The organism is Acinetobacter lwoffii, assembly GCF_024129715.1.
Lineage (GTDB): Bacteria > Pseudomonadota > Gammaproteobacteria > Pseudomonadales > Moraxellaceae > Acinetobacter > Acinetobacter lwoffii_U.
This window is the reverse complement of the sequence record NZ_JAMXXM010000006.1, coordinates 98,509-112,632: the sequence shown is the minus strand read 5'-3', so window position 1 is coordinate 112,632 and position 14,124 is coordinate 98,509. Positions and strand designations below refer to the sequence as shown.

Below are 14,124 nucleotides of genomic sequence, written 5' to 3'. Positions count from 1 at the left end.
CCCTTCCCGAACTCAGAAGTGAAACCTCTTAGCGCTGATGGTAGTGTGGGGTTACCCATGTGAGAGTAAGTCATCGCCAGCTCATTATTCCAAAATCCCCCTCCGCTAAGGCAGAGGGGGATTTTTTTATGCGCAAATTTAAGTATTTAAACAATTATTAGTCGCGAAAGACTAGAAATTTAAAATCCAATTTGTATGTTTTTTAGTAAATCTGTGTTATAAAAAATAAAACGGCATAAAAATTGCTTATAAAACGGGATTTTCTATTAAGGGGGTAACAATGAGATTATCAGTGGGCATAAAAATTGCGAACTCGCTGTCATTAACTCCACAATTACAGCAAGCAATTCGGCTATTACAACTTTCAAGTCTGGAATTGGAACAAGAAGTTCAGTTGCAACTTGATAGTAATCCTCTATTAGAAAAAGTTGAAGAGCAAATTACCCTTGAAAGCTTATCGACAATTGAATCAAATAATGAAAATCACGATCTAACCAATGAACTTAATGCCGATCATCTGCCTGATGACTTACCTGTAGATACCGATTGGGATGATGTTTATACCCATCAACCTACAAGTCTGGGGGCAGCCGAGTTCGAAGAGCGTGAAGATAATCGTCAAGGACATCAGAGCCTGCAAGAATATATGCTAGAACAAATTAATCTGTTGAATTTTTCACAGGTTGATAAATTAATCGCTTATTGCATCGTGGATTCTTTAGACGACAAAGGTTTTTTAGATGCAGAGTTGAGTGAAATTACTGCATCGGTACAACATTTACTCTCTTCTATAGGGTCTGAAGAAGAAATTGAAGATGATGAGGTTGCCGTTGTATTAAAGCATATCCAGCGTTTGGATCCGGTAGGTGTAGGTTCTAGAAGCTTGGCAGAATGCCTATTGGTTCAACTTGATAATTTACCTGCGTCAACCCCTTGCCGAAATGATGCGATCAAACTTCTGCAACATTATGAATTGTTGATTACCAATGAGCTTCCTAAGCTGATCAAACAGACTGGCTTAAATCCAGAACAGTTGCGCTGTGCTGTAGATTTGCTAAAAACCTTAAAACCGCATCCAGGTCTGGAATTTGAAAACAAGGAATCGGATTATCAGGTGCCAGATGTTGTGGTGATGAAAAAGAATAACTGCTGGCAAGTCAATTTAAACTCGGATGTACTGCCAAAGTTACGCGTCAATTCTTTTTATGCCAAAATGATTCGTCGTGCAGATCAAAGCGATGATAATCAGTACCTGCGTAATCAGATGCTGGAAGCGAAGAACTTTATCAAAAGTATCGATGAACGGCATAAAACATTATTGAAAGTCGCGACTTGTATTGTAGAACATCAAAAAATGTTCTTGGAAATTGGGGCGGAAGGCATGAAACCTCTGGTTTTAAGAGATATTGCCGAAGAAGTCGAATTGCATGAATCTACAGTTTCTCGTGTAACCACCAATAAATATATGCTGACCCCACGTGGATTGTTCGAGTTGAAATATTTCTTCTCGAGTCATGTCGGGACTACTTCAGGTGGTGAAGCATCTTCTACTGCTATTCGTGCCAAAATCAAAAAACTGATTTCCGAAGAAAATGCCCGTAAGCCTCTGTCTGATAATGCAATTGCCAATATGTTAAAAGATGAAGGCATTGATGTGGCACGACGTACGGTGGCGAAATATCGTGAATCGTTACATATTTCTTCATCTTCTGAGCGAAAAGTCTTGATCTAAAATTTGAAATCTGGCTATTCTAGAGATTCATTATGACAACATAATGAATCTTTTTTCTTTTGAGGATCAGTAAGATTGATTTGATTCAGGACTTAAAATACGGATATTTTATTTATAAGTTACTGTATTTAAATTATTTTATATTGAGACTCTTCTAATCCTAACGAAGGTGAGGGATAGAACTATGCAAATAACAATTCGTGGACATCATTTATCGATTACGCCAGCTATTGAAGAAAGTATAAAAACCAAGTTTTCACAGATGACGAAGCACCTAGATCAGGTGAATAGTATGCAAGTGAAACTCTCGAAAGATCATCAAATTGATAAACGCTCTAGAAAGGGCAGTAGTAATCATATCGCAGAGGCTATTATCCGATTACCGGGCATTGAATTTTTTGCTCACGCCACCGCAGATGATATGTATACCTCAATTAAAATATTGACCGAAAAATTGAAACGGCAGATTGATCGATACCGGGAAATGCATTTACAGCAGCATCCTTTAGCTCTATAAAGGACAAATGATGAAAAAGAGGTTTTAAAAGCCTCTTTTTTTTATATATATAATGTATGGATCCATGAATTATTTTTGCTATTTATAGTAAAATGGCTCGTTTTACACCCTTAGTCCTATAAGAGGTCTTGTGATGAATAATGAACAGCTCGCTGAAATTTTAGAAGCCGCTTTTCCAGAGGCGGATGTTGCTGTGAGTGGTCAGGGCGGAAAATTTGATCTCCGTATTGTGGATGATCAATTTGAAGGTAAGCGTCCAGTTGCACGCCAACAAGCTGTTTATGCTCCTCTCAATGCCCATATTGCCAGTGGTGCAGTTCACGCAGTAACGATTCGCGCGATGACAAAAGAAGAATGGCGCAAAGCAAGCTTATTTGGAGCTTAATCATTTAATGGATAAATTTTTAATTCAGGGCGGTATCAAGCTCGAAGGTGAAGTGCGCATTTCTGGTGCAAAGAATGCAGCACTTCCATTATTGGCAGCAATGATTCTTGCTGATACCCCGATTACGCTCAGAAATGTTCCTAATCTAAAAGATGTCAATACGTTGGTGAAGCTGATTGCTGGTCTTGGGATCACCATGACTTATGAAGGCGATACGGTTGTTGCTGATACTTCTACATTAGATAACCAGTTCGCACCGTATGAGCTCGTAAAAACTATGCGTGCTTCTATTTTGGTGCTTGGTCCATTATTGGCGCGCTATGGCAGTGCAAAAGTGTCTTTACCAGGCGGTTGTGCGATTGGTTCCCGTCCTGTCGATCAGCATTTGAAAGCTTTAGAAGCTTTAGGCGCCGAGATTGAAGTCGAAGCCGGTTATGTACATGCCAAAGTCGATGGTCGCCTGAAAGGTGGCGAAGTTGTCTTTGATATGGTGACTGTGGGTGGGACAGAAAATATTCTGATGGCTGCCGTGTTGGCCGATGGTGTGACCACGATTCGCAATGCAGCACGTGAACCTGAGATCACTGATCTTGCGCAAATGCTGATCAAGATGGGTGCCAAGATTGAAGGTCTAGATACCGATACTTTAATTGTGACCGGTGTCGAACGTCTGCATGGCTGTGAATATGCGGTTGTTGCTGACCGGATTGAAACCGGTTCATATCTGGCAGCAGCAGCGATCACTGGCGGTCGTATCAAAACCACGCATACTGATCCGTCCCTGATGGAAGCGGTGCTGGACAAGTTTGAAGAAATGGGCGCAGAAGTGACCCGTGGTGACGACTGGATTGAACTGGATATGCTGGGTAAACGTCCGAAAGCTGTCAGCTTCCAAACCTTACCACATCCAGAATTTCCAACCGATATGCAAGCCCAGATTATGGCTGTGAATGCCATTGCTCAAGGCTTTGCGACAATTTCTGAAACGATTTTTGAAAACCGTTTCATGCATGTTCCTGAATTGGCACGTATGGGTGCCAATATTCAGGTAGAAGGTAATGATGCTGTGGTAACGGGTGTAGAAAAACTTTCTGCCGCACCCGTAATGGCAACAGATTTACGTGCTTCGTTCTCTTTGGTGCTGGCAGCACTTGCCGCTGAAGGTGAAACGCTGATTGACCGCATTTATCATATTGACCGCGGTTATGAAGATGTAGAAGCAAAGTTACAAAGTTTAGGTGCCCAAATTAAGCGAGTAAATTAATGAGCGATATGAGAAACGATGATCCAAACTTTGACGTAATGGGCAATTTTGATCATGGTTTAACTTTGGCATTAAGTAAGGGGCGTATCTTAAAAGAGACTTTACCTTTGCTAGAAACAGCAGGGATTAATCTTTTAGAAGATCCTGATAAATCTCGTAAATTGATTTTCCCGACCACGCATAAACAGGTTCGTATTCTAATTTTACGTGCTTCAGATGTACCGACTTATGTTGAAAATGGTGCAGCCGATATTGGCGTGGCCGGTAAAGATGTATTGATGGAACATGGTGCACAAAATGTCTATGAACCATTGGACCTGAAAATTGCGGTATGTAAATTGATGACCGCCGGTAAGGTGGGGATGCTACGTCCTAAAGGTCGCTTAAAAATTGCGACCAAGTACGTGAATTTGACCCGTCAATACTATGCCAGCCTGGGTGAGCAGGTTGATGTGATCAAGCTGTATGGCTCCATGGAACTTGCACCACTGGTCGGTCTGGGCGATTACATTGTTGACGTCGTAGATACAGGTAATACCTTGCGTGCCAATGGTCTGGAGCCACTTGAAGAAATTTGCAAAGTGTCTTCGCGTTTAATCGTGAATAAAGCCAGCTTCAAGCGTAAGCAAGCGTTGTTAAATCCGATTCTGGCACAGCTTGAAAAAGCCGTAGAAGAACGTGAAAAGGCCAAACAGGCTTAAATTTTTTGCATAAAAAACCGTCCTTTTAGGGCGGTTTTTTTTATTCGATTGAACATAAATACGATGTAAATTCTTTCATCAATTTTACCAAAAGCTATTTCCAATAAAACTCATAGGGCTAGAGCACTATAGCTGCCGACAAAAGTCTGGAAAACAGGTAAACTAAAGCCTTCGAATTCAAACCTGATGGGTAAATTGATGCGACGTTTATCGACCCAAGATCAAAACTTCAAGCAAGCATTTGCTGACTTGTTGGCTTTTGAAACTGTTAATGATCCTGAACTTTTAAAAACTGTAGATCAAATTATTGCTGATGTTCGTCAGCATGGTGATGCTCAAGTTCTTAAACTCACTCAACAGTTCGATCGACATCCGGCGCATCAATTTTCAGATTTAGAGTTAAGCCAAGAGCAACTGCAAGCTGCCTTCGAGGGTTTGACGACTGAAGTGCGCGAAGCTTTAGAGCTTGCTGCAGCACGCGTGCGCGAGTTTCACCAGGCACAAAAACAGGACGGCTGGACCTATGTCGATGCTTTAGGAAATACGCTTGGTCAGAAAGTCACTCCACTGGATCGTGTTGGGATTTATGTGCCGGGTGGTCTGGCTTCTTATCCATCTTCAGTATTGATGAATGCTGTGCCTGCTCATGTAGCGGGAGTTCCTGAAATTATTATGGTGGTACCTGCACCGAATGGTGATTTAAATCCATTGGTACTGGCGGCTGCCTATCTGGCAGGTGTGACACGTGTCTTCACGATTGGTGGCGCACAAGCGGTTGCGGCATTGGCTTACGGTACAGAAACTGTCCCACCGGTCGATAAAATTACCGGCCCAGGCAACCGTTTTGTTGCTGCGGCAAAACGTGCGGTGTTTGGTCAGGTCGGTATCGACATGATTGCAGGACCTTCTGAAATTCTGGTGTATGCCGAAGGCCAAAATAATGCTGAATGGTTGGCGATGGATTTACTTTCGCAAGCTGAACATGACACTGTGGCACAAGCCATTTTCATCACACCAGATGAACAGTTGCTGAATGAGGTTGAACAGGCGATTGAAATGCACTTGGCAACATTACCGAAGGCGGAAATTGCCCGTACTTCGATTGCCAATCGTGGTGCTTTAGTCTTGGTAAAAGACCGTCAAGAAGCGTCAGATTTGATTAATCAGGTAGCGCCTGAGCATTTGATGTTATGTTTAGATGATGCAGAAGCAATGTCTGATAGCATTCGTCATGCAGGTGCAATCTTTATGGGTCGTTATACGCCTGAAGCCATTGGTGATTACTGTGCCGGGCCAAACCATGTCTTGCCAACTTCAGGTACTGCGCGTTTTTCATCGCCACTTGGTGTCTATGATTTCCAGAAGCGTTCAAGTTTGATCATGTGCTCACAAGAAGGTGTAAAAACTTTAGCAAAAACTGCGGATATCTTGGCGCAACAAGAGAACTTGGATGCACATGCACAGTCAGCACGTTATCGTTATCAATCATAAATAGCATTACAACCTCTCCCTGACCCTCTCCTAAAAGGAGAGGAGAATTTAAACCACAAAAATCTTGTGTCTTTATTAATGAAAATTCCTCTCTTGCGCCATATATGGCTCAGGGAGAGGTTAGGAGAGGGTTTAAAGAGAATATAAAATGAATATCACAACAGAACAAATGCGTTTTTGGAGTCCTGAAGTACGTGAATTAGAACCGTATACCCCAGGCGAACAACCAAAAATCCAGAATATTTTAAAACTTAATACCAATGAAAATCCGTATCCACCATCACCCAAAGTGGTAGAAGCAGTTCAAAAGGTACTTGCGAATTCGGCGGATGTTTTGCGTCTGTATCCTGACCCGGATGCATCAGAGTTGAAACAGGCGATCGCTAAACAGCAAAATGTACCTGTAGACACTGTCTTTGTCGGCAATGGCTCAGACGAAGTCTTGGCACATATCTTTAAGGCTTTTTTTGTTCAAAAACAGCCTCTGCTTTATCCAGATATTACCTATAGTTTCTATCCGGTTTATAGTCAGTTTTTTGGTGTCAAAACCAAAATCTTACCATTGAATGATGACTTTGAAATTGTTGTGGATGACTATAAACAAGCTAATGGCGGCATTATTATTACTAATCCTAATGCGCCGACCAGTATTGATCTAGGTTTGGCTGCGATTGAAGGAATTCTGCAAGCCAATCCGGATTCAGTGGTGATGCTTGATGAAGCATATGTGGATTTTGGTGCAGAATCAGCAGTCAAGCTGGTTGAGAAATATGAAAATTTAGTGGTATGTCAAACCACATCGAAGTCACGTTCTCTTGCTGGTCTGCGAGTGGGTTTTGCGATTGCTCAGCCACATTTGATTGCAGCACTTGAAGCAGTCAAAAACAGCTTTAACTCTTATCCGATGGACCGTTTTGCGATTGCTGCAGCGGTCGCTTCATTTGAAGATCAGGCCTACTTTGAAGCACAGAATCAGAAAGTTATTGCCAGCCGTGAAAAGTTGGTGTTTCAACTAAATGAGCTTGGTTTTAAAATTTTACCATCGAGTGCCAACTTTATTTTTGCCTCATTGCCATCTACGGATGCAGGCGAGCTTGCAAGGGAGTTGCGTGAACGTGGCATTATCGTGCGTTATTTTAACAAGCCACGTATTAACCAGTTCTTAAGAATTACCATTGGTACAGATGAGCAAAATCAGCGTTTAGTCGATACGCTAAAAAATGAGATTTTGGTGTGATTAAAATCCCTCCTAGCTTCTCTTTGAAAAGGGAGGAGTTCCCTCTTTGAGTAAAGGAGGGTTAGGGTGGATTTGTAGAAAAAAGCGAATCAAATGATTCGCTTTTTATTTATTTAGGCTGATACCACGTATTTAACAGATCCAGCATCGCTGAAACTTTATCAAAACATTCTTGATATTCTGCATCACAATCCGAAGAAATGGTAATACCACCACCCGCCCATAAAGAAACATCTTCTTGATATTTTTGGATGGAACGAATCAGAATGTTCCAGGAACCGGTACCATCAAAATTAAAATAACCCATTGATCCACAATAAGCCCCACGTGCTGCACCTTCCAGTTCAGCAATAATCTGCATGGCACGAATTTTAGGTGCACCCGTAATTGAGCCACCTGGTAGGGCTGACATTAACACCTCGAAAGGATTGATATCTGCTTTTAAGGTCGCTTCAACTTCGCTCACCATATGATGTACTTGATTAAAACTTTCGATATTAAATAATTTGGGTGTTTTAACCGAACCTGTTTCCGCATACACACTTAAATCATTACGTAATAAATCCACAATCATGACATTTTCTGCCTGATCTTTTTCCGATGTTTTTAAGTTGTGTTTAGATTGTTCATCTAGCACAGGATCGCTATAGCGTGGCATGGTGCCTTTAATTGGTTTGGTGATAATTTTTCGATTTTTTTCGAAATCAATAAATAACTCGGGTGAGCAACTGAGTAATTCAAAATCACCAATACGCAAATAACCCGCATAGGGGGCTTCGGTTAATGCCCAGAATGCTTGGGCAGTCGCTAAGAGGGAGCCTTGGGCACGACCTTTAAACTCTTGGGTTAGATTAATCTGATAGCAGTCACCTGCAACAATATAGTCCTGAATTTTCTGAAAAGCCTGAGTATAGACAGATTTAGTCCAGCGTGAGGTACAAGGATTTTTTAAATGAAATGTCGAGTGAATTTTATCTTGATTAAGTAAGTTCTGAATATGATTGTAAAGCTGTTCTGCTTGTGGATCATCACTATAGAACATCCAGCCATCAGGGGTTGGTTTAATGTAGGAAGGAAATTGACCAATAAATAAACCAGGTTGAGGGCGATCTGAATACTGAATATATTGTTGAGCCGCATAATCGTAGCCGATAAAACCGACATAACCTCCACGAAAGCCATTCTCTTGAGGAGTTTTTAATGCATCGATTGCTAAATTAAACTCAGATGGGCTGTGCTGATAGTGTTCAATCCCTGTTCTTTTAAAAGACTGAATTTGTGATGTCTGGGCAATAAAATATTCTTGAGCGCAGCAGGCAATAAAAGGCTGACCATTATTATTTAAATACACCAGATGATCCAATGTCTTCAATGCGGATAATAGATCTGCAACCAGACGAGATTCAAACTTTAAGGGACGATGATAGAGAGCTTCGGTCATTCAGTTATGGAGAGTTCAATATGACTCACTATTTTATATCAAGAAGTCAGGAAAATATTTTTAAATCATAAAATACCGTTTATCGGTAAGCGACAGATTGCGACCAACAACAGTTGATCAAAAACTGACTCGACGCTACTTTAAGTGGGCTAGCAAATTACTCAAGGAAAGATGCTTAAGCTGTCAGAAAATAAAAAATACAGCCTAAACACTGAGTAATTCACAACCAAAAAAAATAGTACTCTTGGGAGAGTAAACAATGAAAAAATTTACAAAATTAGTTTTAGCGACTTCAGTTGCATTTAGTGCCAATGCGATGGCGATGCAAGCAATGGATGATGCATCTCTAAGCGAAACAACGGGTCAAGACGGTATTAGTATTGGTATCGGTATTTCAAAAATTGAAATCGAAAAACTATATATTCACGATAATAGCGGTTTAGATGCAAACAAAACTACTAAATCAGTAAAACTTGATGTTACGAATCCTTTAAACCCTAAGGGTGTATTCGAAACTAAACAATGGGATACTGGAGTAAAAGATTCGACTGGTGCCCCAGTTTATCGTGATGTTCAGGCTTTAGCATATGAGAGTAAAAGCGCTGGTGGTACAGATAAGGCCGGTGCGCTTGCAATTTATGGTAATGGGGAAGCAGGTCATGTTAATGAAAAACATGGTGTGGTAATTGGTGCAAACTATGACGAGGGTGGAAAATATCTTTTAGCTTCGCGTAACCTTATGGATTTGAAAATTGATTCAGATGCTGGTAATAATAACCCTTTTATTAATATTGCTGCTGAAGTTTCAGGTTTGGATATTCATATTGGTAAGATTGGTGTTGTAGCATCGGGTCAGGAAGGCACAGGTGATAACTCAGGTTCAATTCGCCGGGGTGGGGTAGGTGCCGTTAATGAAATTTTAACAGGTCTTTCTGTTAAGACAGGGCCTATGTCTGCAAACATTCAATTGGGTGCAGCACCACAAGGCGCGATGATCAAATTAAATGCTACAATGAGTGGTGGTCTTGAAATTAAAGATCTGGGTATTGTGGATAATTCAACTCTAGGTGCAACAGTTGTTCCTGCAGCACTCTCTCCTACTCAGGCTGATATTAAGACAACTAAAGCTGGCGTAATTCATATTGATAGTATTAAGCTTTCTGATGCAGGAACTACAGATTTAACATTGAATCAGAATATTAGTATATTTGGTGAAAGCGCTGCAAATAAAGGTTTCTTACGCATTGTAAGTAACAGTGGTGCACATGATACCTATGTGAAAGGTATCCACTTAGGTAGCAAAACAGCAGCATCAATTGGTGATATGGAAGTACAAGGCATGCAGACTTACTATAGTCCAGCACAAGGTACATATCTTCCTGGGGCAGTAATTACTATTTCTGGTCACTAATTTTTACTTAAAAAAAGCGCGTATTTACACGCGCTTTTTTTATGACTAAATCATTTATCCAAAAAATAAAAAAAATGCTGTATTTTTTTGAAAAAGAAGGTATCTTTCTAGTTACAGGGAAGTAGAGTGAATGCTCTATAAAAAGAAAAATAGGCACATCATGCCCATTATAAGAAAAGTTAATAATTATGTTAGAGATCGCGTTGGGCTCGGCGTTGATGTATTACGCTGCCAAAGAAGCTCTGGATATCAAAAAACAGCCGAATGGGGCTGTTCACTATACTGAAGTTCTTGATTCAAGAAATGACTCTTTTGTGCGTATGCACCGTGAAGCTGTGGAAGTAAAACCGGCACTTCTGGATCAGTTTCAGGGCATTGTACGTCAAGCTTATGATTATAGTTGTGGTTCGGCAGCACTGACGACCCTCCTCAATGGTTATGTCGGTACGCAGCTGGATGAGCAGCAAGTCATGAGTGGGCTGATGAAATTCGGTGAAACGGATAAAATTGTCGAACGCCGTAGTTTTTCTCTGCTTGATATGAAGCGCTTTGTTTCAGCCTTAGGGTTGGAAAGTGGAGGCTATCGAGGAGAGTTCAAAGATTTAGTTAATCAAGATCAGCCTGCCATTGTTCCGATTTCTTATGCGGGATTTAAGCATTTTGTAGTTTATAAAGGTTATAAAAATGGCCGGGTTTATGTTGCAGATCCGGCACTTGGTAATATCAGTTTTGAGGAACGGCGTTTTCAGGATATTTGGGAAAATAACACTTTGTTCCTGATTAATGTACCTGAGCAATATCGCAAAAATTTTCTAGCATTAAAAGAATCAGATATGCGTCATGTAGAAGATGCTACGATTAATCGCTATGCCTTGGTTGACATGCAGTATCCACAATTTTATATGGACAAAATTGCTGATAAAGCTTCTACGATCCGTATGGACCGTAATCGTAATACAGAGTCAGAACAATTTGGGGAATATCAACATAACTTCCTGAGACTGTATTACAAGAATAAATAAAATGAAAAACAGTAATAAAAATTAAAATGGTGAAATGGATATGAACAGTAAATGGATGAACAAGACGTTCTTGGCACTGAGCATTCAAATGGTAATGGGCGTTGCATTTGCTGCAGAAGAACCAGCACTAGGTGAATACGAAACAGTTGATGAAGAAGTTGTCGTTGAAACTGCTGCATCTGTACCCGATCAAACTAGGCAAGTCGAAACGCAGGCTGCAGAAGAGTCAGAACTCGGTGAATATGAAGCGGTTGAAGAGGCTGTCGTGGAAACAGCAGCACCTGTAGAGACTCAGGCTAACCAAGTAGTAGATGCATCTCAAGCTTTACAGCAACAAGAAGGAGATGCTACTCAAGCAGCTAACCTGGAAGAAGTGTTTACGTCAAATGAACGCCAATACTCTCTGATAAAACAAGGCGAAATTTCATCATATTACGATATTGATTATACCTATTATCGAGACACCCAACTTGATATAGAAATGGCACAGGGCCAATTGTATCAACTACGTGTTCAAGAAAATGCAACACATAGTATGACTAATACTTTCACTTTCCAATATGGCGTGAAAGATAACCTGACCTTGACTGCATCCCTACCTTTAGTGGCTAAAACTGACTTGTTAAAAGATACGTCTACGGCAGGCTTGGGTGATATTAGTCTGGGTGCTCGCTGGGAGCCCTTCCCACTAAAAGCAGGTCGTCTGCCTCTGATTTTATTTGGTAATTTATCAACTAAAACCGGTGATAGCCCTTATGAAATTAATGCCGCGACAGATCTGGCAGCAGGAAAGGGCTATTACTCTGCTGGAGTGGGTGCTAGTACACGTAAATACATTGACCCAGTTGTATTGTTTGCATCGGTTTCTGCGAACTATGGTTTTAAAGAATCGGGCCTGAATCAGCGTCGAGGTAGCCGGATTATTGAGGAGTTTGAACCTGGTGTTAGTGGAGGCTTTGCCTTTGGTTTCGCATATTCATTTAACTATGATGTTTCGATGACCATGTCCTATCAGCAAAGCTTTAATACTGGTGCGGAATTTAACTATAACACTGGTGAAAGTTATTCTGCTGCAGATCAGACCAGTTCTACCTTTGCAATTTCCTTAGGGGTGCGAGTTTCTCCAGAAACAATTGTTAATGGTACCGTTGGCCTAGGGCTGACCGAAGATGCACCGGATGTTTCGTTGGGACTGTCATTCCCACTTGATATTTTAGGTTTTGGTAAAAAAATTAGTTAATAGGGGTGTCGTATGAAAAACATTCGACTTAGCCCGTTATTAACAGGAATTATTCTTGCGGGCTGTTCAAGTTATACCTTTGCACAATTGGGAACCAACCTTTCAGTTGATTTACGTGCACTATCCATGGGGAATGCCGTCACCGCAGATCCTCCAGGGGTCAATGCCATCCACTTTAACCCGGCTGCACTGACTAAAATTGATGGTCTGCAAACCGAACAGCAAATCATTGTGGCTAATTTTGATATCCAGCGTGAGTTTTCAGTACCGGCCGGATATAACGTATTTGGCTATTCTGATGATCCTATTGTCTGTAATGACGGTCCTGAAGTTTCATCTGATTTGTGTACCGATTTTAAAGGCCCAGTCAAAGGCGATGTGGAATATGTCAGCCTGTATGTTCCTTTTCTGAAAAAAATGGTGGATTTAGGCGAAGGTCTTCCTTTGACTGCACCCACGATGGGGATCGCATACAATCCCCCTGGATCGAAAGCCACTTATGCGACTGCTGTTTATGCTCCTCTCATGGCAGGTTTTGGTCATGAAGATGGGAACCCGGCAAACTTTATGGGACAGCAGGTTGCTTTAGAGCGGATTACCTATCTGTCACCATCCATCGGTTATGAGGTCAATGACCAACTGTCGATTGGTGCTTCTATCGGGATGTCTTATCAAGCCATCGGGATGAAAACGGACTTGCGTTTCCCGAATGAGTTGATTGGGATGTTGCGTATGATCGACGAAGTCGTGTGTACGCCGTTTAAAGAAAATTCCGACATTATTACAGATATTCTTTTGCTCGGGATCTGTAATGCGGATGAGGGGATGAACCCATTTGGCAAGTTTGGTCAAATGCAACTGGAGCTTGAGCAGAACTTAAGCCCAAGTTATAACCTGGGAATATTGTGGGAACCGCGCGAAGACTTTAGTTTTGGTATGGTGTACCAAAGTGCTGCAAAAATGCGCTTAAAAGGTAAATATCATATTGATAATGCCAAAGCTCCTCAGGAAATGATTAAAGGTTTAATGACCTCACCGACCGGCCAGATTCTGGCTGCAATTCTTGGATTTCCTAATTACATACCATCGAGTGAATCTGGTCTGGTGTCGCAGGATTTTGAATATCCGGCGCATTTTCAGGCAGGTATCAAATATAAAGTGATGCCAGATTTGCAAGTGAATTTTGATATTGGCTGGACAGATTACAAGGTCTGGGACGAATTTAAATTCGAATTTGATCGTACTATTTCAGCCCTAAAAATTGCCAAAATTTTGTCTGCCAATGTCACTGACTCAACCTTAGCTTTACCGATGGGATTTGAATCGCCGTGGAACTTCGGTATCGGGGTGGAGTATTCCGCTACAGACCGTTTGAAGCTTCGGGCAGGTTATGAACCACGGACCAGTGCTATTCCAAAAAATAAGCGTAATACCATGGTACCGATCAATGGTGCACAGTTATTTGGTTTAGGTGTGGGTTACCGTTTTGATGCAGACACTGATCTGGATCTATCAATTGGTTTCTTGCGCAGCAAAGATCAGATTCCAGCAAATACCAGTAGTTTAGCCAACCAGACCGGGGTAAATAACCTGTTATTAAACCCATATGCAGGTTTAAACGTAAAAACAGATACCAAAATTACAATTTTAGGTTTGAATTATCGCACTCGTTGGTAAGGGAAA

Annotated in this window: 12 protein-coding genes and 1 rRNA gene; 12 read left to right on the top strand and 1 reads right to left on the bottom strand. The window is 41.2% G+C overall.

The genetic code is table 11. The features are described 5' to 3' along the window. The 8 genes from rrf to hisC form a co-directional block, all read left to right on the top strand. Positions 1 to 82, top strand: a 5S ribosomal RNA gene (gene rrf, locus NI462_RS15195); the annotation flags it as partial. A 198-nt stretch (positions 83 to 280) separates the two neighbouring features. After that, positions 281 to 1,732, top strand: coding sequence for an RNA polymerase factor sigma-54 (locus NI462_RS06815; protein WP_253159725.1), 1,452 nt, complete (start codon positions 281 to 283; stop codon positions 1,730 to 1,732). 184 nt (positions 1,733 to 1,916) lie between these two features. Next, a complete protein-coding gene (gene hpf / locus NI462_RS06810; protein WP_004730744.1) occupies positions 1,917 to 2,249 on the top strand; it encodes a ribosome hibernation-promoting factor, HPF/YfiA family in 333 nt (110 codons plus the stop codon). Positions 2,250 to 2,382: 133 nt separating this feature from the next. Continuing rightward, positions 2,383 to 2,634 carry a BolA family iron metabolism protein IbaG gene (ibaG, locus tag NI462_RS06805; RefSeq protein ID WP_004730742.1) on the top strand — a complete coding sequence of 84 codons (252 nt, stop codon included), beginning with the start codon at positions 2,383 to 2,385 and terminating at the stop codon, positions 2,632 to 2,634. 7 nt (positions 2,635 to 2,641) lie between these two features. After that, a complete protein-coding gene (gene murA, locus NI462_RS06800; protein WP_004279150.1) occupies positions 2,642 to 3,898 on the top strand; it encodes a UDP-N-acetylglucosamine 1-carboxyvinyltransferase in 1,257 nt (418 codons plus the stop codon). Then, positions 3,898 to 4,599 carry an ATP phosphoribosyltransferase gene (gene hisG, locus NI462_RS06795; RefSeq protein WP_004730740.1) on the top strand — a complete coding sequence of 234 codons (702 nt, stop codon included), beginning with the start codon at positions 3,898 to 3,900 and terminating at the stop codon, positions 4,597 to 4,599. Before murA ends, hisG begins: the two co-directional genes overlap by 1 nt. 186 nt (positions 4,600 to 4,785) lie before the next feature. Then, positions 4,786 to 6,090 carry a histidinol dehydrogenase gene (hisD, locus tag NI462_RS06790; protein ID WP_253159723.1) on the top strand — a complete coding sequence of 435 codons (1,305 nt, stop codon included), beginning with the start codon at positions 4,786 to 4,788 and terminating at the stop codon, positions 6,088 to 6,090. Positions 6,091 to 6,238: 148 nt separating this feature from the next. Continuing rightward, positions 6,239 to 7,327 carry a histidinol-phosphate transaminase gene (gene hisC / locus NI462_RS06785; RefSeq protein WP_253159721.1) on the top strand — a complete coding sequence of 363 codons (1,089 nt, stop codon included), beginning with the start codon at positions 6,239 to 6,241 and terminating at the stop codon, positions 7,325 to 7,327. A gap of 109 nt (positions 7,328 to 7,436) precedes the next feature. Here hisC and NI462_RS06780 read toward each other — a convergent pair whose 3' ends face one another. Next, a complete protein-coding gene (locus NI462_RS06780; RefSeq protein ID WP_253159719.1) occupies positions 7,437 to 8,768 on the bottom strand; it encodes an anthranilate synthase component I family protein in 1,332 nt (443 codons plus the stop codon). A 259-nt stretch (positions 8,769 to 9,027) separates the two neighbouring features. Here NI462_RS06780 and filA point away from each other — a divergent pair, with 259 nt between their 5' ends. The 4 genes from filA to filD all read left to right on the top strand — a co-directional run bounded on the left by filA (position 9,028) and on the right by filD (position 14,118). Then, positions 9,028 to 10,179, top strand: coding sequence for a putative pilus system protein FilA (gene filA, locus NI462_RS06775; protein WP_253159717.1), 1,152 nt, complete (start codon positions 9,028 to 9,030; stop codon positions 10,177 to 10,179). A 188-nt stretch (positions 10,180 to 10,367) separates the two neighbouring features. Beyond that, entirely contained in the window at positions 10,368 to 11,201 is an 834-nt protein-coding gene (filB, locus tag NI462_RS06770) for a putative pilus system C39 family peptidase FilB (protein WP_004730731.1), read from the top strand. A gap of 34 nt (positions 11,202 to 11,235) precedes the next feature. Next, complete coding sequence (filC, locus tag NI462_RS06765) at positions 11,236 to 12,441, top strand: putative pilus system protein FilC (RefSeq protein WP_005104906.1); 1,206 nt, start codon at positions 11,236 to 11,238, stop codon at positions 12,439 to 12,441. A gap of 12 nt (positions 12,442 to 12,453) precedes the next feature. Continuing rightward, entirely contained in the window at positions 12,454 to 14,118 is a 1,665-nt protein-coding gene (filD, locus tag NI462_RS06760) for a putative pilus system OmpP1/FadL family transporter FilD (protein ID WP_253159715.1), read from the top strand. Positions 14,119 to 14,124: the final 6 nt, after the last annotated feature.